Source organism: Acinetobacter calcoaceticus (assembly GCF_900520355.1).
Lineage (GTDB): Bacteria > Pseudomonadota > Gammaproteobacteria > Pseudomonadales > Moraxellaceae > Acinetobacter > Acinetobacter calcoaceticus_C.
Window position 1 is genome coordinate 750,875 of sequence record NZ_LS999521.1, and the last position, 19,930, is coordinate 770,804.

At 38.1% G+C, this 19,930-nt stretch carries 18 protein-coding genes; 12 read left to right on the plus strand and 6 right to left on the minus strand.

The genetic code is table 11. The features are described 5' to 3' along the window. The first annotated feature begins 110 nt into the window (after window positions 1-110). The 6 genes from AC2117_RS03680 to AC2117_RS03705 all read left to right on the plus strand — a co-directional run bounded on the left by AC2117_RS03680 (window position 111) and on the right by AC2117_RS03705 (window position 7,099). Window positions 111-1,370 carry an MFS transporter gene (locus tag AC2117_RS03680; RefSeq protein ID WP_197730982.1) on the plus strand — a complete coding sequence of 420 codons (1,260 nt, stop codon included), beginning with the start codon at window positions 111-113 and terminating at the stop codon, window positions 1,368-1,370. Window positions 1,371-1,443: 73 nt separating this feature from the next. Next, window positions 1,444-1,635: a hypothetical protein gene (locus tag AC2117_RS03685; RefSeq protein WP_127493960.1), complete on the plus strand. Its 192-nt coding sequence runs from the start codon at window positions 1,444-1,446 to the stop codon at window positions 1,633-1,635. A gap of 273 nt (window positions 1,636-1,908) precedes the next feature. Further along, window positions 1,909-3,216, plus strand: a complete 1,308-nt coding sequence (locus tag AC2117_RS03690; RefSeq protein WP_133972007.1) for a DcaP family trimeric outer membrane transporter — start codon at window positions 1,909-1,911, stop codon at window positions 3,214-3,216. A 185-nt stretch (window positions 3,217-3,401) separates the two neighbouring features. Beyond that, window positions 3,402-5,051 carry a phosphoethanolamine transferase gene (locus AC2117_RS03695; protein ID WP_133972009.1) on the plus strand — a complete coding sequence of 550 codons (1,650 nt, stop codon included), beginning with the start codon at window positions 3,402-3,404 and terminating at the stop codon, window positions 5,049-5,051. Between the two features lie 14 nt (window positions 5,052-5,065). Further along, the gene (locus tag AC2117_RS03700; protein WP_133972011.1) at window positions 5,066-5,740 is read left to right on the plus strand and encodes a response regulator transcription factor; all 675 of its coding nucleotides are present in this window, start codon (window positions 5,066-5,068) and stop codon (window positions 5,738-5,740) included. Window positions 5,741-5,764: 24 nt separating this feature from the next. After that, window positions 5,765-7,099 (plus strand): ATP-binding protein, encoded by a 1,335-nt coding sequence (locus AC2117_RS03705; protein ID WP_133972013.1) that lies wholly within the window; start codon window positions 5,765-5,767, stop codon window positions 7,097-7,099. 1 nt (window position 7,100) lies between these two features. Here the strand turns inward: AC2117_RS03705 and AC2117_RS03710 are convergent, their stop codons facing one another. The 3 genes from AC2117_RS03710 to AC2117_RS03720 form a co-directional block, all read right to left on the minus strand. Further along, complete coding sequence (locus AC2117_RS03710; protein WP_133972015.1) at window positions 7,101-7,796, minus strand: phosphatase PAP2 family protein; 696 nt, start codon at window positions 7,794-7,796, stop codon at window positions 7,101-7,103. 311 nt (window positions 7,797-8,107) lie between these two features. Next, entirely contained in the window at window positions 8,108-9,295 is a 1,188-nt protein-coding gene (locus tag AC2117_RS03715) for an ammonium transporter (protein WP_004639104.1), read from the minus strand. A gap of 304 nt (window positions 9,296-9,599) precedes the next feature. After that, entirely contained in the window at window positions 9,600-10,484 is an 885-nt protein-coding gene (locus tag AC2117_RS03720; protein ID WP_133972017.1) for a LysR family transcriptional regulator, read from the minus strand. 118 nt (window positions 10,485-10,602) lie between these two features. On the opposite strand from AC2117_RS03720, the gene AC2117_RS03725 reads away from it, so the two are divergent. From AC2117_RS03725 to AC2117_RS03735, 3 genes are all read left to right on the plus strand, one after another. Then, entirely contained in the window at window positions 10,603-11,508 is a 906-nt protein-coding gene (locus tag AC2117_RS03725; RefSeq protein ID WP_133972019.1) for an AEC family transporter, read from the plus strand. Window positions 11,509-11,637: 129 nt separating this feature from the next. After that, window positions 11,638-12,654, plus strand: coding sequence for a molecular chaperone DnaJ (locus AC2117_RS03730; RefSeq protein ID WP_197730983.1), 1,017 nt, complete (start codon window positions 11,638-11,640; stop codon window positions 12,652-12,654). Between the two features lie 108 nt (window positions 12,655-12,762). Then, complete coding sequence (locus tag AC2117_RS03735) at window positions 12,763-13,950, plus strand: helix-hairpin-helix domain-containing protein (RefSeq protein ID WP_133972021.1); 1,188 nt, start codon at window positions 12,763-12,765, stop codon at window positions 13,948-13,950. Window positions 13,951-13,995: 45 nt separating this feature from the next. Here the strand turns inward: AC2117_RS03735 and AC2117_RS03740 are convergent, their stop codons facing one another. Then, a complete protein-coding gene (locus AC2117_RS03740; protein WP_133972023.1) occupies window positions 13,996-16,893 on the minus strand; it encodes a valine--tRNA ligase in 2,898 nt (965 codons plus the stop codon). Between the two features lie 196 nt (window positions 16,894-17,089). On the opposite strand from AC2117_RS03740, the gene AC2117_RS03745 reads away from it, so the two are divergent. The 3 genes from AC2117_RS03745 to AC2117_RS03755 are packed head-to-tail and all read left to right on the plus strand — an operon-like array spanning window position 17,090 to window position 19,083. Next, on the plus strand, window positions 17,090-17,761 hold the full coding sequence (locus AC2117_RS03745; RefSeq protein ID WP_005036445.1) for a hypothetical protein: 672 nt from the start codon (window positions 17,090-17,092) through the stop codon (window positions 17,759-17,761). 27 nt (window positions 17,762-17,788) lie between these two features. Further along, window positions 17,789-18,595, plus strand: coding sequence for an SDR family NAD(P)-dependent oxidoreductase (locus AC2117_RS03750; protein ID WP_133972025.1), 807 nt, complete (start codon window positions 17,789-17,791; stop codon window positions 18,593-18,595). A gap of 53 nt (window positions 18,596-18,648) precedes the next feature. Then, window positions 18,649-19,083, plus strand: coding sequence for a nuclear transport factor 2 family protein (locus AC2117_RS03755; protein ID WP_133972027.1), 435 nt, complete (start codon window positions 18,649-18,651; stop codon window positions 19,081-19,083). Here the strand turns inward: AC2117_RS03755 and AC2117_RS03760 are convergent. Together AC2117_RS03760 and AC2117_RS03765 are read right to left on the minus strand one after the other, a co-directional pair. Beyond that, on the minus strand, window positions 19,080-19,514 hold the full coding sequence (locus AC2117_RS03760; protein WP_133972029.1) for a YbjQ family protein: 435 nt from the start codon (window positions 19,512-19,514) through the stop codon (window positions 19,080-19,082). The genes AC2117_RS03755 and AC2117_RS03760 overlap by 4 nt on opposite strands. Window positions 19,515-19,521: 7 nt before the next feature. After that, a complete protein-coding gene (locus AC2117_RS03765) occupies window positions 19,522-19,872 on the minus strand; it encodes a YbjQ family protein (RefSeq protein WP_003655405.1) in 351 nt (116 codons plus the stop codon). Window positions 19,873-19,930 lie beyond the last annotated feature (58 nt).

Below are 19,930 nucleotides of genomic sequence, written 5' to 3' on the forward strand. Positions count from 1 at the left end.
TTGTCCTTGTTTTATCTTAGTCTTTTGAAATATATGCTTCATTGGCAAAATGTAAGAACAACATAACATTTGATGTTATTCCTCATTAAAGAAATAAAAAGTAGGTATCTATGTGGCGGCAGCAAAATCTGTATCTTCTGCTATTTTCCTTATATTGGGCACAAGGGCTGCCTGTCGGTTTTATGACCCATGCCTTACCCGTTATTTTAAGGGCGCAAGGTGTTTCACTGGCTCACATTGGTGGTTTTGGCTTACTCATGTTGCCTTGGTCAATCAAGATATTTTGGGCGCCGTGGGTTGATCGACATGCACTTTCGCGTTTAGGACATTATCGTAGTTGGATTCTACCCGCTCAGTTTTTGACTGTGGGTGTACTTTGCATTTTGTCTTTTTTCCCTATTCAAACTTTAGACCAGCCTCTTTATTTATTTGCCTTTTTCATTTCACTACTCTTAATGAACTTAACTGGAGCGACACAAGATATTGCAACCGATGCTTTAGCAGTTAATTTGCTGCAACATGACCAGCAACATTGGGGCAATACATTTCAGGTGATTGGTTCCCGACTAGGTTTTATTGTCGGGGGAGGAGCCGTACTCTGGTGCTTAGACTGGTTGACGTGGCAACCCACTTTTTTGCTATTAGCGGCTTTGGTGTTTTTAAATACTTTACCCGTTTTATTATTTAAAGAACCTAAACACAATTCTCATTCAAATAATGAACCTCAACTTAACCAACAAAACTTAGTCATAAAGATTAAGGCCTACTTGAGTTATTTCTCTCAAAATAAAGAGCTTCGTTCTTGGTTGGTTGTACTCATTACTTTTAAAGTAGCAGATGGTTTAGCTGGACCATTACTTAAACCTTTAATGGTTGATATGGGCTTAAGTTTTACTCAAATTGGTGTTTATATCACGATGCTCGGTGCGGTAGCTGCCCTGACAGGGGCGACAATAGCAGGTGGAGTGCTTAAATACTTTTCAAGACCCACGGCTTTAATTGTTTTTTCAGTATTTAAAATTATGAGCTTAGCGGCTTATAGCTATTTAGCTTATGCCTACGAACAGAAAATACCCCTCAATGTTTGGGGCGTTTATGCCGTAAATGCTTTAGAAGATGCATTCTCGGCAATGTTGTTGGTTGTTATGTTGACCTTAGTTATGCATTACAGTCGAAAAGAATATGCGGGTACAGATTTTACCTTTCAGGTTTCAGTCATGGCGACTGTGAGTGGTGTTCTTTATAGTTTCAGTGGAGTGCTTGGAGATGCCTTCGGTTATTTCCATTATTTGATAGCTATTGTCATTATTGGCGTTGTTACTTTGCTTCCTATTTATCTCTGGAAACATGCAAAACTACATGAAAAATAATGTTAACTAAATGAAATAAAGAAATTTAATATCGCTTAAGGAGTGATCTAAGCTTTATCTAATACCTTGGTCTATATTTGTAAAAATGTATGTTTTTAGCTATTTAAATGCTCTATTAATTATGCCATCTTGTTTGGGTAGCAAATGGAAGCTAAAAGGAGAAAAAATGGATCTCGTTAACAAGAAAAATCATGTGAATCAATCAAAATGGATAGAAAAGTGTTCAATTAGATTGGATGTTAGCCTAAAGTCTAAAAAAGAATAATGAAATAACGATTTAATCATTCTATAAGATAAGAGAGTTGTGTAGGATTCGTTACAACATGAAGTTAAGGTAAAAATCTGTAACTCAAAGTAGGTTTTTTATGTCTTTGGTTATTAGGTTTTGGTCTTGCACAGCGTTGAAATTGGTTTTGGTTGCGGTAATAAAATTAATGTAACCAAAGTGGAGGAGAGTTGATTTTTTAGCCCCTAATTTAATGGCGTAAATCAACTTGGCATGGATAGGCAACATAAAATATATTTTTAGGAGTTTTTGATGGATCTATTCCTTAATCGTAAATCTTTCGTTATTAAAAGTTTAGCTCTTACAGTTACAGCTTTAATGATGAGTGGGGCACATGCTGCGACTTCCGACAAAGCGGAAATTCAACAGCTTCGTAAAGAAGTTGAAGCTTTAAAAGCTTTAATTCAACAACAAAGCCAAGTACAGCAACAACAACAGCAAGTACAGCAACAACAGCAAGTTCAATTGGCTGAAGTTAAGGCACAACCTGTTGCTGCACCAGTTTCACCTTTAGCATCATTAAAATCTAAAGCGGGCGCTGATGTGAACCTATATGGTTTTGTTCGTGGGGATGCTAACTATATTATCGAAGGTGCAGACAACGACTTTAATGATGTAAGCAAGTCAACTGGTGAAGCGAAAGATAAAATCCGTGCAACAGCTAAAACGACACGTCTTGGTTTAGATTTTACTGCTCCAGTAAATGACGCTAAAGTTGGTGGTAAAATCGAAGTCGACTTTGCGGGTACAAATGATGGCTTACGTATTCGTCATGCTTACTTGACTTATAACAACTGGTTATTCGGTCAAACAACTTCAAACTTCTTATCTAACCATGCACCAGAAATGATCGACTTCTCGACAAACATTGGTGGTGGTACAAAACGTGTTCCACAAGTGCGTTATAACTTTAAACTTGCTCCAGCAACACAACTATTAGTTTCTGCTGAAGAAGGTGATAGTTCAGGTAATGCTAAAGATAAAGATGATAAGTGGGCAACTGATGGTGTCAAATATAGCTTACCTGTATTAACAGCTAAATTAACCCAAGGGTATGCAGGCGGCAAAGGTTCGGCTTCCGCTCGTGTTTTAGTTGAAAATTATAAATCACAAACTACGGGTGACGACAAAACAGGTTGGGGTGTTGCTGCTGGTACCGACTTTAAAGTATCTGATCCTTTAAAACTATTTGCTGATGCTTCATATGTTGTAGGTAATAATACTTACTTATATGGTAGTAACAGTGCTTATGCAGTAGTAAATAACGATATTGAACAAAATGAATTTGTAGCGGTACAAGTGGGTGGAACTTATAAAATTTTACCTAACTTACGTTCTACTCTAGCGTATGGTGCACAATTCGCTGATGACGGCACTGACTACGCTAAAGCAAATACATCTGCGAATGAAAAAGTTCAACAAGCATGGCTTAATGTGATTTATACACCAGTAAAACCAATTGATTTAGGTCTGGAGTATGTAAACGGTAAGCGTGATACCTTTGCTGGTAAGTCTTACAAAGATAACCGTGTTGGTTTAATGGCTAAATACAGCTTCTAAACCTAGCAAAAAAATTATGTTTTGAAGAGTCGAGGTTCATGTGAATCTCGACTTTTTTCTTTTTATATAGAATTTAACAATGAGTATTTCTAAAAGCAGCCATTTAGGACTGCTTTTTTATTTAAGTGATTTTTAAGTTTTAATTTCTAAAGTGAAGCATCATAAAAAGATTGTAGTCGTCCGAGATGCTTAATTTTTTTTCTAAATTAAGGAATAAACAGATTTCACTGTTTATGTTTAATCTAATTTTAGCTATTTGGTTAGGAGCCATTCTCAATATTGGTTTCTTCCATAGCATTAATCTTTTAACTCCATATTTTGGAGTAAAGGCTATTCTGTTCTTGGCTGCTACAGTCATTATTCTTGTCACTGCTTATTATGCTGTTTTACAAATTTTAAATTGGAAATGGACTGCTAAATTTATTGCCATTATTTTGGTGATTGTTGGGGGATTTAGCGCATATTTTGTAAATACACTCGGAATAGTGATTTCACCAGATCAAATTCAAAATATGGTACAGACCGATGCAGCTGAGATTTCTGACTTAATCTCATTGCGTTTTGGGTGTTGGATAGTTTTTTTAGTAGTTTTACCTATCATTTTCATTTCTCAAGTAAAGCTTAAAAAAGAAAAAGCATCTCATTTATTGATTAAAAAAGTCGGTTCAATTGTTGCTTCTTTTGCGATTGTCTGTATTTTGCTTTTTACATACTATATTGATTTTGCATCTATCTTTCGTGAACATCGTGATTTAAAAGGAATGGTTTCACCACAAAATAGTATTTCATCTTTAATGTCTTACTATCACAAGATGGCACCTAAGAAGAACTTACCATTAATCCATTATGGTGAAGATGCTCATCAAGTTCAGCAAGTACAAAATAACTTACCTAAATTGATGGTACTCGTTGTGGGTGAGACAGCCCGCGCTGAAAGTTTTGCATTAAATGGCTATGCCAAAAATACAAATCCAGAGCTTTCTAAACAAGATGTTTTAAATTTTTCTCAGGTAAGTTCTTGTGGTACGGCCACAGCTGTATCTGTGCCATGTATGTTCTCTGGCATGCCACGTGTTGGCTATGATGAGCAGTTAGCAAGTCATCGTGAAGGTTTATTAGACATCGCAAAGCGTGCAGGTTATCAAGTGACTTGGATTGATAATAATTCTGGTTGTAAAGGAACTTGTGATCGTGTCGAGCAGTACCAAATACCAGAAAAGTTAAAGCAAAAATGGTGTAAAGATGGCGAATGCTATGATGATATTTTAATTGATAGCTTAAAACAGTATTTGGCTACGATTCCCAAAGAAGACATGCGCCCACGTCTGATTGTTTTACACCAAGTTGGAAGCCATGGTCCAGCTTATTACAAGCGTGCACCAGCTACATATCAACCATTTAAACCGACTTGTGATACTAATGCCATACAGGGTTGTTCTCGAACAGAATTACTCAATAGTTATGATGACACGATTGTGTATACAGACCATGTTTTAAGTCAGATGATTAATACTTTAAAAGAAGTATCGAATTATCAAACTGGTTTATGGTATTTGTCTGATCACGGCGAATCTACAGGTGAACATGGTTTATATTTACATGGTTCACCTTATGCAATCGCACCAAGCCAACAGACACATGTACCAATGATGATGTGGTTCTCTGATAGTTGGAAAAGACATAATCTTACTCAAGTGAGTTGTTTAGGCCAACAGACTAAACAAGCCCTAAGTCAGGATAATTTATTCCCAAGCTTATTAAGTTTGCTAGATGTAAAAACTCAAGTCATCAACCCCCAACTGGATATGTTGCACTCTTGTGCCCATGTAAATTAAAGCGAGCCTGAAATATGACAAAAATCTTGATGATTGAAGATGATTTTATGATTGCCGAGTCAACAATAACGTTGCTGCAATATCATCAATTTGAGGTGGAATGGGTCAATAATGGCTTAGATGGTCTGGCTCAATTGGCTAAAAATAAATTCGATTTAATTCTTTTGGACTTAGGCCTCCCTATGATGGATGGCATGCAGGTCTTAAAGCAAATTCGTCAAAGAGCTGCAACGCCAGTGTTAATTATTTCAGCACGAGATCAATTACAAAACCGTGTTGATGGATTAAACAACGGAGCAGATGATTACCTGATAAAACCTTACGAATTTGATGAGCTATTGGCTCGTATCCATGCTTTATTACGCCGTAGTGGAGTAGAGGCTCAGCTTGCGAATCAGGACCAGTTATTACAGAGTGGTGACTTGGTTTTAAATGTTGAACTACATATTGCAACCTTTAAAGGTCAACGGATTGATTTGTCGAACCGTGAATGGGCGATTCTTATTCCTTTGATGAACCACCCAAATAAAATCTTTTCTAAAGCAAATCTTGAAGATAAGTTATATGATTTCGATAGTGATGTGACTAGTAATACCATCGAAGTATATGTGCATCACTTGAGAGCTAAACTTGGGAAAGACTTTATTCGAACTATTCGGGGATTGGGTTACCGTTTAGGACAATCATAGCTTAAGTTGTGGAACTTTATAAAAGTGCATTATTCATTAAAAAAACGACTGATTTGGGGCACCTCAATTTTCAGTATCATTTTAGGTTGTATATTAATTTTTAGTGCCTATAAGGTTGCGCTTCAAGAAGTTGACGAAATTTTAGATACTCAAATGCGTTATTTGGCAGAAAGAACAGCTGAATATCCCTTAAAAACGGTAAGTAGTAAGTTTGATTTTCATAAAACCTATCATGAAGAAGATTTATTTGTAGATATCTGGGCGTATAAAGATCAAGCTCATTTATCGCACCATTTACATTTATTGGTTCCACCTGTTGCACAAGCTGGCTTTTATTCGCATAAAACCAACCAAGGTTTAATTCGTACCTATGTTCTGCCTTTAAAAGATTATCAGATCCAGATTAGCCAACAAGAAAAGGTCCGTGAGGCTTTTGCTTGGGAACTTGCGGGGAGTATGTTTGTTCCCTATTTAATTATTTTGCCATTTGCCATTTTTGCTTTAGCCGCGATTATTCGTCGAGGTCTCAAGCCGATTGATGATTTTAAAAATGAACTGACACACCGCGATTCAGAAGAACTGACGCCTATTGAAGTTGCGGACTATCCTCAAGAGTTATTGCCAACCATTGATGAAATGAACCGTTTATTTGAGCGTATATCTAAGGCTCAAATGGAGCAAAAACAGTTTATTGCAGATGCTGCACATGAACTCCGAACTCCTGTCACAGCTCTAAATTTACAAACTAAAATTTTAATCAGTCAACTTCCTGAACATGAGTCTTTGCAAAATCTGAGTAAAGGGTTGGCGCGTATTCAGCATCTGGTCACTCAGCTTTTAGCTTTGGCAAAGCAAGATGTGTCCTTGAGTGTGATTGAACCAACCAAATATTTTCAGCTTAATGATGTCGCTTTGAACTGTGTTGAACAGCTTGTTAATTTAGCCATGCAAAAAGAGATTGATTTAGGACTGGTTCGTAATGAACCTATTGAAATGCATAGTGTTGAACCGACAGTACATTCTATTATTTTTAATTTAATTGATAATGCAATCAAATATACGCCCCACCAAGGTGTAATTAATATTTCAGTTTTTACAGATATAGATGGCTATGCGTGTATTCAAATTGAAGATAGCGGTGCGGGGATTGACCCTGAACAGTACGATAAAGTGTTAAAACGTTTTTATCGTGTACATCACCATCTGGAAGTGGGGAGTGGTTTAGGTTTATCTATTGTTGATCGTGCAACTCAACGTTTAGGTGGAACTTTGTCGCTAGATCGAAGTTTAGAGCTTGGTGGACTTTCGGTTTTGGTTAAACTACCTAAGATTCTACATATTCATGAAACAAGAACTTGATTTATACAAGTTCTTGTTTGATTCGTTTTTCAAATTCCAAGCGATGAATAAAAATCGCATAAAGTAAGATATTTACTGCCCAAATGACCCAAGCTGTCCATAAATTATGGCTAAGAAAATGAGCTCCACGCATCATTTGTCCCCAACCCATCAGAAAGCCTAAGATGATGCCTGCGATAAGATAAAAATAGGCATGTTTAGGTCGCTCAAGACGATAAACAAAATAACCTGTCATTAAGATGAAACCAGCACTTGCATGACCGCCCGGAAAACAGTGTCCATGCTTGGCGGTAAAATCCCATACATATCCTAAATTGGTAGGATGAACCATATTCCAAGGGCAAGCATACGCAGTTTGTGATTTTAATATGCCGACAATACTGCTACCTAACATACTCACAAAAACCATATAGCCATATTGCCAGCGATAAAGCTTCAATTTTTCTACTTTGAATGACGCAATCCACAGACCTAAAAAGATGACATAAACAGTGGTAATGATTTGTTTTACGATTTCATGGTTAAGGCGTACAAGATACCAATTGTCCCGATTGAAAAAATGACCTGTTGAATCCATCCAAGGCTGGATAAGGTACATATCAATTTTTCCGCCGACTGGAAAAACGATTAAAAGCAGAAAAAAACTTAAAAAAAGCAAGATAAGATTAATTTGGAAAAAACGTTTTTGCTTAGTCATTCTGATGAAATATCAATCGACAATGGATGCGACTAATTACATAAAATTAAGCTTAAATTGCTCTTAAACTTAATTTAATTTCGTGACAAAAATGATGAATGGGTGTGTCCATTCACAACCTGTTGAGCATAAGAAGTTTAAAGTTTTTGCAATTTGTTTGGATGATAATAAATAGGGAACAGGTTTTGTGAATGGAAATGGTTTTGGTCTTGCGTAGCTTTAGACGCTACTCATGCCGAAACAAAAGTAACGTAATTGGCTGATGTTATTTGTTATTACAGAAGAAAAGACTCTGTCGTGCCTACACAGAATTAAAACATACCTTCTTCTGAGTTAGCAGAAATTTTATGAATGGATAAATCTGCACCACGGAACTCATCTTCTTGCGATAAACGAATGCCAATGGTCGCTTTAAGTAAGCCGTACACAATAAAGCCGCCAGCAAGTGCAATGGCAATTGCAAGTGTTGTACCAATGAGTTGCGAGATGAAAGACACACCGCCTAAACCACCAAGCCATTGTTGACCAAATAGACCTACTGCAATGCCACCAAATGCACCACACACGCCATGTAAAGGCCATACCCCAAGCACATCATCAACTTTAAGTTTGTTTTGAGTATAGGTAAATAAATACACAAACATCGCACCAGCTGCACCACCAATAACAAGCGCGCTGATTGGATGAACAATGTCAGATCCTGCACAAATTGCCACTAAACCTGCAAGTGGGCCGTTGTGTAAGAAACCCGGGTCATTTTTTCCAATCGCATTTGCTGTAATGGTTCCGCCGACCATTGCCATGAGTGAGTTAATTGCGACTAGACCAGAAATAGCATCAACACGCTGAGCACTCATCACATTAAAGCCAAACCAGCCTACAATTAAAATCCATGAACCGAGCGCCAAAAATGGAATAGAAGATGGCGGATGAGCACTTACGCGACCATCTTTCTTATAACGACCAGAACGCGCACCCAATAAAATTACGGCAGCAAGTGCAATCCAACCACCCATGGCGTGGACAACGACTGAACCAGCAAAGTCATGAAAAGCTGCGCCAAAGGTTATTTCTAACCATTTTTGTAGGCCGTAGTTACCGTTCCAAACCATGCCTTCGAAAAATGGATAAACCAGTGCAACTAAAGCGAGTGTTGCAATGGCTTGAGAACGCATTTTTGCGCGCTCCGCAATGCCACCTGAAATAATGGCAGGAATTGCAGCAGCAAAAGTGAGTAAAAAGAAACAACGCATGAGGTTGTAGCCATGATCACCAGATAAAACCGTACTATCATGGAAGAAATGCTGGCCATAAGAAATGTAGTAGCCAACAAAGAAATATGCGATTGCAGAAAGGGCAAAGTCAGTCAGAATCTTACTCAGTGCATTCACCTGATTTTTATGGCGAACTGTACCAAGTTCCAAGAATGCAAAACCTGCGTGCATGGCAAGAACCAAAACAGCACCAAGTAATAAGAAAAATAGATCTACATTTTGCATAGCATGCTCGAAAAAAGTGCTAAATTCCATTTTGGAACAAATCTGGGTCTGTAAATTGCACCAAAATAGATTTAAGGAATCTAAAAACCTAAGTTTGTCGAAACAAACTCAATTGCATAAAAGTGAATATGCAATAAGCGCACCAATTTAGATGTGGTAATAGTTTTTTGGCGACAAATGGTGCGTTGATTTAATCAAGATAGAGCAGTTATGGCTCTTTTTATGTTACAAGTCATCTAATACGCTCGCAAATTGACCTGAAATAGTTCGTTATTAAAATTTAAAAGAGTGGTTTGTATTTGAATTAATGATCTGACCAGACCGATTGAGCAACTTCAATAAATGCTTTCACGGCTGGACTCATATGCTTTTTATTTTTCACTGCGAGTCCAATAGAACGTTTAAGGTTCGGTTTAAAAGGGCGCTTCACTACATTTGGATAGAGTGAGAGCAATTCTTTGGTAATCACCATATCAGACACAATCGAAACGCCTAACTGGTTATGTACCATGCTAACGATACTTAGAATTTGTGAAACATAAAATTTGATGTCTGGTTTCACATTAAAGTTTTTTAAAATTAATTCGACCTGATGTCTACTACCTGCCATTGTCATGATAAAAGGGCAGTTTTCTAGCTGTGCTGGATCAATATAGAGTTGTTGTGCGAGCGGATATTGGTTGGGAATTAAGGCCACGAAACGGTCTTCAATTAAAGGGAAAGTATCGAATCGCTCATCTGGCATAATCAACAAACCAACCTCGATGCGCCGTTCTAATAACCACTGAGCAACTTCTTTATCCTCACCTTCATCAATATAAATTTCGATTTTAGGGTAGCGCTGCCGAAAGCTTTCTAAAATTTCAGGCAATAGATAAATAGATGATGATGCCCCAAAAGACCCAATGCGTAATGTGCCTTCATTTAACCCATGGATCGCAGCCACTTCTTTTTCTAAAGTGTTTGAAATACTCAATAGCTCTTTTACATGAGTCAATAACTGCTGACCTGTTGTAGTCAGCTCAATATCACTTTGGTTTCTTGAAATGAGGTTAATGCCCCATTGTTGTTCTAATGACTTAAGCGCATGAGAAACTGCCGATTGTGAAATTCCCAGCTTTTCTGCTGTTGCAGTAAAACTTTTTAGTTCAGCAATGAGTGCAAAAATTTCAAGCTGGGTAAATGTCATGTTGTACTTATTATGAGTAAAAACTCATTTTATCATGAGTTTTCATTATCTTTAATATATGAGTAAGCCAAGGTAATTGTCAACACAGCAAGCCCTTCAACCAAACTCGAGTAAAGAAATGAATAGCATTGTTTTATCTCTATTTCCTTTAGTTGCATTAATTGCATCGGGATACCTGTTTAAAAAATATCGTTTTTTTAGTGAGGAGTTTTGGGCTGGGGCAGAGAAGCTCAATTATTATATTTTATTTCCCGCTTTGCTTTTTAGTACGCTGTCGACCGCGAAAATTAACTTACAAAGTTTGGGTACAGCCATTATTGCCATGTTGATTGTAGTTTTGGCAGTCACCATTTTCTTGTACATACTTCGCGTGTTTTGGCACATACCATCTGCACGTTTTGGTGTGCACGTACAAAGTATAGTTCGCTTTAATACCTATATTGGTTTGGCTTTAGTGACTTCGCTTTTTAAAAGTGAAGGAATGGCAATTCTGGCAATTTTATTAGCGCTTTGCATTCCACTTGTGAACGTTATTTCGGTGCTTGCTTTAACTTCTAAAGAACACATGGTAATTAAACCTGTTTTGATTGCGCTTCTTAAAAACCCTTTAATTGCATCGTGTGTGGTCGGGGCAGCAGTCAATGCACTTCACATCCCGATTTGGGAAGGCTTTTCTAGCTTTATTAAGCTTTTTTCAGCATCAAGTTTGCCACTGGGGTTGTTATGCGTAGGTGCAGCTTTACAGTTTATGCAAATTAAAAAAGATATTGTGGTATTGGCAGCAGACACTTTTGCACGACTTTTAGCAGTGCCTGCTTTAGCCTATGTGGTCTGCATGTGGTTTGGTTTACCAAGCCTACAAACACAAATTTTAGTCATTTTCTTTGCATTACCGACTGCGTCTGCATCATACATTTTAACCAAGGTATTGGGTGGCGACAGTCAACTCATGGCAGCCGTGATTAGCTTTCAAACCTTATGTGCAGCTGTGACGTTGCCAGTGGTGATTTGGTGGATCTCTTAAGATATAAACATTTAGGTAAGTCATATTCTATTCTCTAAAAATTAATAGGCTGGTTCTTATTTAAAGAATGCTTTGCTACCTTCCTCATCTGATTATTGCTACACTTTTTTCTTTTTCAGGTGGATGAGTATGTCCTTTGATCTCAAAGTGAGCTTGCAGCAAAGGTCTGAACCGTCTGCACAGCAGAAAAAACTGAATCGCCTGATTGATAAAATAGAACAGCAAAAAGTTAGCCTTAGCACATGGCAAAATGCGCAAGCTGAGATTCAACAGCACATACGTCAAAAACTGATGCCTGTGTATAGCGATTTGCATGAAGTGCTATTTCAGCAGTTAGAGCAGCTTTGGAATATGTTGCATAGCCACGAGTTTTCCAAAGCGGATATGCAACAATTAGATGAAAAAATTGCCCAGTTTGCACAAATGTTGAAGCGCTCAAAAATGCTGTCTGCTAAACAGTTGGAGTTAGTAAAGCAGGTTGATACCTTCTATCAGCAACATGCGAGGGAAGCGGTAAAAAAGAATAAAAAAGCTCAGTCAATAAAATCCGAATACGGTGAAAATACTGATCAAAGTGCAGAATTTGATGAAGACTTTGAACAGTATGCTGCCGAGCAACAACAAGCGCGAGAACAAGCCAAACAGCAAAGGCAGCAACAAAAACGTGAACAAGCAGAGCAAATGGCAGCGCAGTCGTTAAAAACAGTTTATTTAAAAATTGCCGCGATGATTCACCCAGACCGTGAGCAAGATGAAACAAAGAAAGTAGAAAAAACTGAGTTGTTCCAACAGGCAAGTCAGGCCTATGAAAAGCAGGACTTGTTCTATTTACTCAAACTCCAGTTACAGCTCGAACAGAATAAAGGGGTAGGGGCTAAAGAATTATCTGCTGAGCAATTGCGGTTTTATAAACTGGCTTTGGATGCACAAAGTCAGCAGCTTGAAAACCAAATTGCTGAGATTTTGGATTCTTTTCAGTTAGCGAAGAATGTGAAAGCAGAGCATGTACATATCAGCGATGTTTATAAAGCCATAGATGCCGACTGTGCTGAGTTAAAGCAGCAGGTGAAATGGGAAAAGGAACGTTTAAAGCACATGAAAAAAGTGAGTGGGGTAGAGATGTTGTTGGGTGGTGGGGGGGTATAAATTTTGACTTAGTTCGCTTCTGGTATGAGAAGGCTATAGATGACTTGAAAATTAATTAAATAACCTTATAAAAGTCTAATATTTAAAATTAAATTGAGTAGATTAAAAATGTCAGATAAAAAAACGGAAGCTATAAAACTTTTAAATGATTCTTTAAATGAGCTTGAATCAGCAAAAGGCAGTGTGACAGTTGCAGTTCAAAAGATGTCACGTGCTTCGTTATTACTAGATGAAAAAAATATATATGTTTGGTCCGAAATTCAGCTAGGAAATCAAAAGTATGTTTTTTATGTAAAGGAGCTTTTGACATTAATTAATCAAGAATATGAAAAAAAACAAAAACCAGTTAGCCTTACCTCTTCTGTTTTTAAAGCAAAAGTTCAAGAATTAAAAGATAAGGGGATTGATACTGATTTTATATTCTCTTCACAGTTCGTAAATATAAAAAATTTAACCTCTACAGGAGGTTTAGACCATTCAATTAATATATTGGAAGATCAATTACCATATTTAAAAAAGAATGGAAATGACAAAACTCTTTATTTAAAAAATGTACAGGATCATATTGATTATATAAAGAAAAAAGCCCATGAATATTGTGTTAAGTTAAGCAATAAATATAAGTATTCAGATACCTCAAGTAGCTGTTTTGATTTACTAAAGAATGCTGTTGATGATAAATTGCTTGATTTAGAGCCTGAGCTGGCACAACAATTAATGCTTGCATTCAAAGGAATATCATCAAAAAGTTCAGAAGAGTGGTCACAAGCATTAACATCGTGTCGTAGATTACTAGAAGCTTTAGCCGATAAGCTCTATCCACCAAATGATAAGATTATTAATAAAAGAATATTTAAAGCTAATCAATATATTAATCGTCTTTGGCAATTTATGTCTGAATCAATTGAATCGGAAAGTAATAGAGATTTAGCTAAAATACATGTTGATTATTTAGGTTCATGGCTAGAAAAAAACTACAAAATGACCAATAAAGGTGTTCATGCTGATGTTAGTCAATTGGAAGCAACTCGTGTTGTTTTTCATCTATATTTAATGCTTTCTGATATTTTAGATTATTTAGATTCTTCACAAGTAAGCACTAACTCTAAGCCTTCATTGAAGACAGCAACATTGGATGATTTTGAAGTACGATTGAATATTAAACGTGAAATTGCTAAAGCTATATATAAGCTCAGAATTGAAAACAATGGTTTAGTTACTTTCGATGATTTAAAAACTATTCGAGGGATAGGACCTAAAACTTTACAATTAGCACAAGAGCAATTTTCTGAATAAAAAATCCCCTCACTAAGAGGGGATTTTTTGAATCAAATCACAGCATTAAAGCGCAGCAATTTGCTCCATATTCGCTTTAACTTTCTCTAACTGAGCAGCAAACTCAGCAAGCTTCGCTTTTTCACCTTCAACAACTGCTGCTGGTGCTTTAGATACAAAGCCTTCATTTGCAAGTTTACCCGCAATTTGGTCGTGTTGCTTTTGGATTTTATCCAAGTCTTTTTGCAAACGAGCAAGCTCAGCTTTAGGGTCAATTAAGCCTTTCATTGGTACAAATACCGATGCATGGCTAACAACGCTAGAGCAAGATAATGGCGGTTCTTGGTCTTTATTCAAGAATTCAATGCTTTCAACTTTAGCCAATGCTTTGAACAACGCTTCAATACGAATAATTTGTTCACGTTCTGCGTCAGACGTATTTTGAAGTAATACTGGCAATAAACGCGCATTACCTAAGCCCAACTCACCACGAATGTTACGTACCGCACCAATTAAACCTTGAAGCCATTGCATGTCTGCTTCAGCTTGTTCATTGATTTTTGCTTGCTCAGGAATAGGGTATTGAGCAGTCATAATCGTTGGGCCGCCTTGACCAAGCATTGGTGCAAGAGTCTGCCAGATTTCTTCTGTCAAATACGGCATTAACGGATGAGCCAAACGTAAGGAAGCTTCCATCACTGCAAGCAATACACGACGTACTTCAGCTTTACGCTCTTCTGCAACTTCTGCATCGTTCAGAACTGGTTTTGTTAATTCAACGTACCAGTCACAGTATTCATTCCAAATAAAGTCATAAATCGCTTGTGCAGCAAGGTCTAAACGATACGTTGCAAACGCTTGGTGTACGGCAGCTTCTGCTTTTTGCAGACGGCTCATAATCCATTGTTCTGGAAGTTCCCAAAGATCAGGACGAGCTTCTTGACCAACAGTTTGACCTTCAACATTCATCAGAACGAAACGAGTCGCGTTCCAAATTTTGTTACAGAAGTTACGGTAACCTTCAACACGTTTTAAGTCGAACTTGATGTCACGACCAGTGTTTGCAAGGGCACAGAACGTGAAACGAACTGCGTCAGTACCGTAAGCATTGATACCTTCTGGGAACTCTTTGCGCGTTGATTTTTCAATCTTCGCTGCATCTTTCGGGTTCATTAGGCCAGTAGTACGTTTTGCAACCAAGCTTTCTAAATCAATACCATCAATCAAGTCTAATGGGTCAAGTACGTTACCTTTAGACTTAGACATTTTTTGACCTTCACCATCACGTACCAAGCCGTGAACGTAAACAGTCTTAAATGGAACTTGAGATGAACCATCTTCATTTTTCATGAAGTGTAAGGTCATCATGATCATGCGGGCAACCCAGAAGAAAATGATGTCAAAACCAGTCACCAAAACATCTGTTGGGTGGAAAGTTTTTAAGAAATCATTTACTTCATCTTGCTTCGCATCGCCAGTCCAACCTAAAGTTGAGAATGTCCAAAGCGCAGAAGAGAACCATGTATCAAGAACGTCTTCATCTTGTTTAAGTTCAACGTCAGCAGCGATATTGTTCTTCGCGCGTACTTCTTCTTCATTACGACCCACATAGATGTTGCCATTCGCATCGTACCAAGCTGGAATACGGTGACCCCACCAAAGCTGACGTGAAATACACCAGTCTTGAATGTCACGCATCCACGCCATGTACATGTTGCTGTACTGTTCTGGAACAAACTTAATACGGCCATCTTGAACTGCTTCAATTGCAGGTTCAGCAAGCGGAGCAATTTTTACATACCATTGGTCAGTCAATAATGGCTCAATGATCACGCCTGAACGGTCGCCACGTGGCGCTTTTAAGTCATATGGTTGGATTTGGTCTAACCAACCTTCGGCTTCAGCTTGAGCAACTAATTTTTTACGTGCTACGAAACGTTCTAAACCAGCGTATTCCGCAGGTGCAGTAATGGTTTTAGAAATTTGTTCACCAGCTTTTGCAATATATTCAAACTCACCTAAAACTTCGGCGTTTTTGTTGAAGATATTAATGATTGGCAAGCTATTGCGTTTACCTAGGTCATAGTCGTTAAAGTCGTGAGCAGGCGTGATTTTTACACAGCCAGTACCGAAGTCTTTTTCAACGTAGTCGTCAGCAACGATCGGAATTAAACGACCAGTAATTGGCAATACAATATTTTTACCAACAAGGTGTGCATAACGCTCATCTTCAGGGTGAACAGCAACTGCAGTATCACCGAGTAAAGTTTCAGGACGAGTCGTTGCAACGACTAAATAGTCTTTACCATCTTGAGTTTTAACTGATTTGTCTTCAAAGAAATATTTAAAGTGCCAAAGTGAGCCTTTTTCTTCTTTGCTTTCTACTTCAAGGTCAGAAAGAGCAGTTTGAAGTTTAGGGTCCCAGTTTACAAGGCGCTTACCACGGTAAATTAAACCGTCTTCGTGTAAACGAACGAATACTTCTTTAACTGCGTTTGATAAACCTTCATCCATCGTAAAGCGTTCGCGAGACCAGTCTACAGATGAACCTAAGCGACGAATTTGTTTCGTAATTGTGCCGCCAGATTGTTCTTTCCATTCCCAAACTTTTTCGATGAACTTATCACGGCCCAAGTCATGACGAGTCACACCTTGCAAGCCAAGTTGACGCTCAACAACCATTTGAGTTGCAATACCCGCATGGTCAGTACCTGGTTGCCACAAGGTGTTTTTACCCATCATACGGTTATAACGGGTGAGGGCATCCATAATGGCATTGTTAAAGCCATGGCCCATGTGCAAACTACCAGTGACGTTTGGTGGCGGAATCATGATACAGAATGATTCACCGTGACCAGAAGGTTTGAAGTAACCTTGTTCTTCCCACGTTTGGTACCACTTCTTTTCGATCTCGGTTGGATCGTATGTGGTCGCAATATTTTGAGCGGTTTGAGCGTCAGTCATAGTAGCTTAGATCGAATATGCATAAAAAATTGCACCTATTGTAGCAAAAAAATGCCTCGAAATTAATGTGCTGAAAACAGATAAACGGTTTTGTATTTTTTTCAAAAAACGGTAGATTTATGAAAGATGGATCACAATTTAATCGTGTAGGCACACGGCACAAAAATTACAAAAGAATTGAAAAAGGATGCTGCTCATGAGTTATGAAGTTTTTTTGAAAATTTCCGATTCAACTTATACCCAATTCGAGACCATTCGGCAGAAACTGCATGATGGGGTAAGTCAAAGTCAGGCAAAACCCTTAGGGGATGTATTGTCTGACCTTTCTTGTGAAATTATTGAGCAGGTTTTTTCTGTACTCTTACAGTCAGGGAATACAACCATGTCCCCAAAACAGCAAGCTGAGTCTGAAAAAGTAGTTCAGCAAGTTTTAGAGACTTTTCGAAAATACATGCCATGGTCGGTTTCATTCTTTGGCAATGAACGTCTTTTACCTTTAGTCGATTACATGACATCTCTAATGAAAGAGCAGGGACAGCAGGTCTATATTACCTATCCAGTTACGCTTCAACTCGTGCAACAAGCTGAAACTCTGACTCAGCAAATTCGTGATGGGAACATGCAGAGTGTTGCAGCTGCTTTTGATACTCTCATTCAAATTGTAGATTTAGGCGTAACAAGCCTAGTACGTGAACCTAAAAAGCGTTTAAAATTTAATTTAGTTGTCGATAAAACCCTGAATGGGGTGATCAACATGACGACGCATTTAGGCTATAAACGTTTGGAAAAGTTAGGTACACAGGTCGATCAGACCACAGCAACTCATTATATCAACCACTTTTTGGCCTTCATGCATCAAGCAGCATAATTTAAAAAGATAATAGGAACATAAAGCATGGCCAAACTTGATACTTTAAAAAATAAGGTGGTATGGATTACGGGTGCATCTTCTGGTTTAGGTAAGGCCTTGGCAGGGGAATTAGCCTTGCAAGGGGCAGAAGTGATTTTGACCTCCCGTCGTTTTGAAGAGTTAGAAGAAGTTCGAGTTGGTTTGTTAAATCCAGAGCAACATTTGTCTGTGGTTGCAGATATTACCAATGAAAAACAAGTTCAAGAGGCCTATGAGCAGATTTTAAAAGCGAAAGGACGAATTGACTGGCTCATTAATAATGCAGGTTTGAGCCAACGTGCATTAATCGAAGACACGACCATGGCAACCGAACGGGCCATTATGGAAGTTGATTATTTCTCGCAAGTAGCTTTAACCAAAATCGTATTACCTACCATGCTAAAACAAAAGTCTGGCCGAGTTGTATTTGTGTCGAGTGTGGCGGGTTTATTAGGAACACAGTACCGGGCAAGTTATTCGGCTGCTAAAGCGGCAATTCATATGTGGGCTAATAGTTTACGTGCTGAGGTCGCTGATCAGGGCATTGAAGTTTCCGTTATTTTCCCTGGTTTTGTAAAAACAAACGTTTCTTTTAATGCGTTAAATGGTGCAGGGCAGCCTCAAGGCCATCAAGATGAAGCAATTGAAAATGGTTTAGAGGCAGATACTTTTGCAGAAAAGTCGGTTAAAGCTTTAATGCATGGCCAAGAATATATTGTTGTTGGGGGAACAAAAGAAAAACTTGGAGTAATGGTTTCTCGGATGTCACCAAAACTTCTCTATAAAATGATTCGGAAAACAAAAGTAAAATAAAAAAGAGATTTCGCCGTGCTAAATTGGTGAAAAACCTGCATAGAAGGTTCACCATGGATCAAGATTATCACCGTGTTTTAGAGGTCATCACACGTTTTCAATTGGTCTTTGACCAGAAAAATTGGGACGCTTTTGATGAGTTATTGGCCGATCAACTTGAGGTGGACTATTTCCAGTTTAGGGGAGAGCCTTTATGTGTTGTGACTTGTCATGAATATAAAGGTTCTCGGCAGCAAGCTTTATCGCATTTACGACTACAGCACAATTTGAGTAATCCCATTATCCGCATTGAACAAGATCGGGCATGGTTAGAATGCAATTATCAAATTTATCGTTTTTCAGAAAATGATTATTTTCATTCATTTGGTCGTTATTATTTTACTTTGGAAAAACAACAGGGCAATTGGAAAATTACCGGAATTTGCCAACATTTAACTAAAAATATTGGCAATCCACGGATACATTTTTCTAGCGTGGGGCAGTGTTAATCTTTTACTGCGGTACCGTAGGCAAAGACTTCGACCATTCCACCCTGCATTCCTAGTTCGGTTGTACTCAGCCGAACTCCCATAATATGGTTAGCGCCTGCGGTATGGGCTTGTTGCTTTAAGCGGACAATCGCTTCACGGCGAGCACGTTCAACAATACTTTCATAACTGGTCAGCCGACCGCCTAAAATATTTTTGATTGATGCCAGCACATATTTAAAGTAGTCATTAGAAATCACGACATTACTGCTAATAAATTGGCCTAATTGATCACTCGTCGCAAAACGATTCGTATCAATTCTGATATGGGCCAGCCGTTGCTCTTTTTCTAGAAGTTCTTTCAAATGTTTTTGTTCAATATGGCGCCCAAAACCCCAACCAATACTGAAAAGAATCAGAAAAATAACAAGCTGAAAAATAAGATTTTCCATTTTCTACCTATGCACTAAATGGATCTGGTAGATGGGGTGCTTGAGGTTGTACGACCACAGCTGTGCCATAGACAAATAGTTCGGAAGCACCTTGAGCAATATTTGAAGTTGAAAAACGAATACCAACAATTGCATTCGCACCCAGTTGCTGGGCTTTGGCAATCATACGATTCATGGCTTCTTGGCGGGATTCTTCTAATAATTCGGTATAACCTGTAAGTTCACCACCCACAATATTTTTTAAACTCGCCATCAAGTCACGGCCAACATGCTTACTTCGGACTGTACTTCCATAAACAACATCAAGCTGTTTTAAAATCTGGTGGCCCGGAACGCTTTCTAAATTACTCAGTAACATTATTTTTTATCAATCTAAATCTTTTAAGGTTTCAAGATAAGAAATATTCACATGAGAT

Bases quoted from the DNA above. Each gene is read 5' to 3' on its own strand.
- AC2117_RS03680 (WP_197730982.1), top strand. From the start codon at position 111: ATGTGGCGGCAGCAAAATCTGTATCTTCTGCTATTTTCCTTATATTGG.
- AC2117_RS03690 (WP_133972007.1), top strand. From the start codon at position 1,909: ATGGATCTATTCCTTAATCGTAAATCTTTCGTTATTAAAAGTTTAGCT.
- AC2117_RS03695 (WP_133972009.1), top strand. From the start codon at position 3,402: ATGCTTAATTTTTTTTCTAAATTAAGGAATAAACAGATTTCACTGTTT.
- AC2117_RS03700 (WP_133972011.1), top strand. From the start codon at position 5,066: ATGACAAAAATCTTGATGATTGAAGATGATTTTATGATTGCCGAGTCA.
- AC2117_RS03710 (WP_133972015.1), bottom strand. From the start codon at position 7,796: ATGACTAAGCAAAAACGTTTTTTCCAAATTAATCTTATCTTGCTTTTT.
- AC2117_RS03715 (WP_004639104.1), bottom strand. From the start codon at position 9,295: ATGCAAAATGTAGATCTATTTTTCTTATTACTTGGTGCTGTTTTGGTT.
- AC2117_RS03720 (WP_133972017.1), bottom strand. From the start codon at position 10,484: ATGACATTTACCCAGCTTGAAATTTTTGCACTCATTGCTGAACTAAAA.
- AC2117_RS03725 (WP_133972019.1), top strand. From the start codon at position 10,603: ATGAATAGCATTGTTTTATCTCTATTTCCTTTAGTTGCATTAATTGCA.
- AC2117_RS03730 (WP_197730983.1), top strand. From the start codon at position 11,638: ATGTCCTTTGATCTCAAAGTGAGCTTGCAGCAAAGGTCTGAACCGTCT.
- AC2117_RS03735 (WP_133972021.1), top strand. From the start codon at position 12,763: ATGTCAGATAAAAAAACGGAAGCTATAAAACTTTTAAATGATTCTTTA.
- AC2117_RS03740 (WP_133972023.1), bottom strand. From the start codon at position 16,893: ATGACTGACGCTCAAACCGCTCAAAATATTGCGACCACATACGATCCA.
- AC2117_RS03745 (WP_005036445.1), top strand. From the start codon at position 17,090: ATGAGTTATGAAGTTTTTTTGAAAATTTCCGATTCAACTTATACCCAA.
- AC2117_RS03750 (WP_133972025.1), top strand. From the start codon at position 17,789: ATGGCCAAACTTGATACTTTAAAAAATAAGGTGGTATGGATTACGGGT.
- AC2117_RS03755 (WP_133972027.1), top strand. From the start codon at position 18,649: ATGGATCAAGATTATCACCGTGTTTTAGAGGTCATCACACGTTTTCAA.
- AC2117_RS03760 (WP_133972029.1), bottom strand. From the start codon at position 19,514: ATGGAAAATCTTATTTTTCAGCTTGTTATTTTTCTGATTCTTTTCAGT.
- AC2117_RS03765 (WP_003655405.1), bottom strand. From the start codon at position 19,872: ATGTTACTGAGTAATTTAGAAAGCGTTCCGGGCCACCAGATTTTAAAA.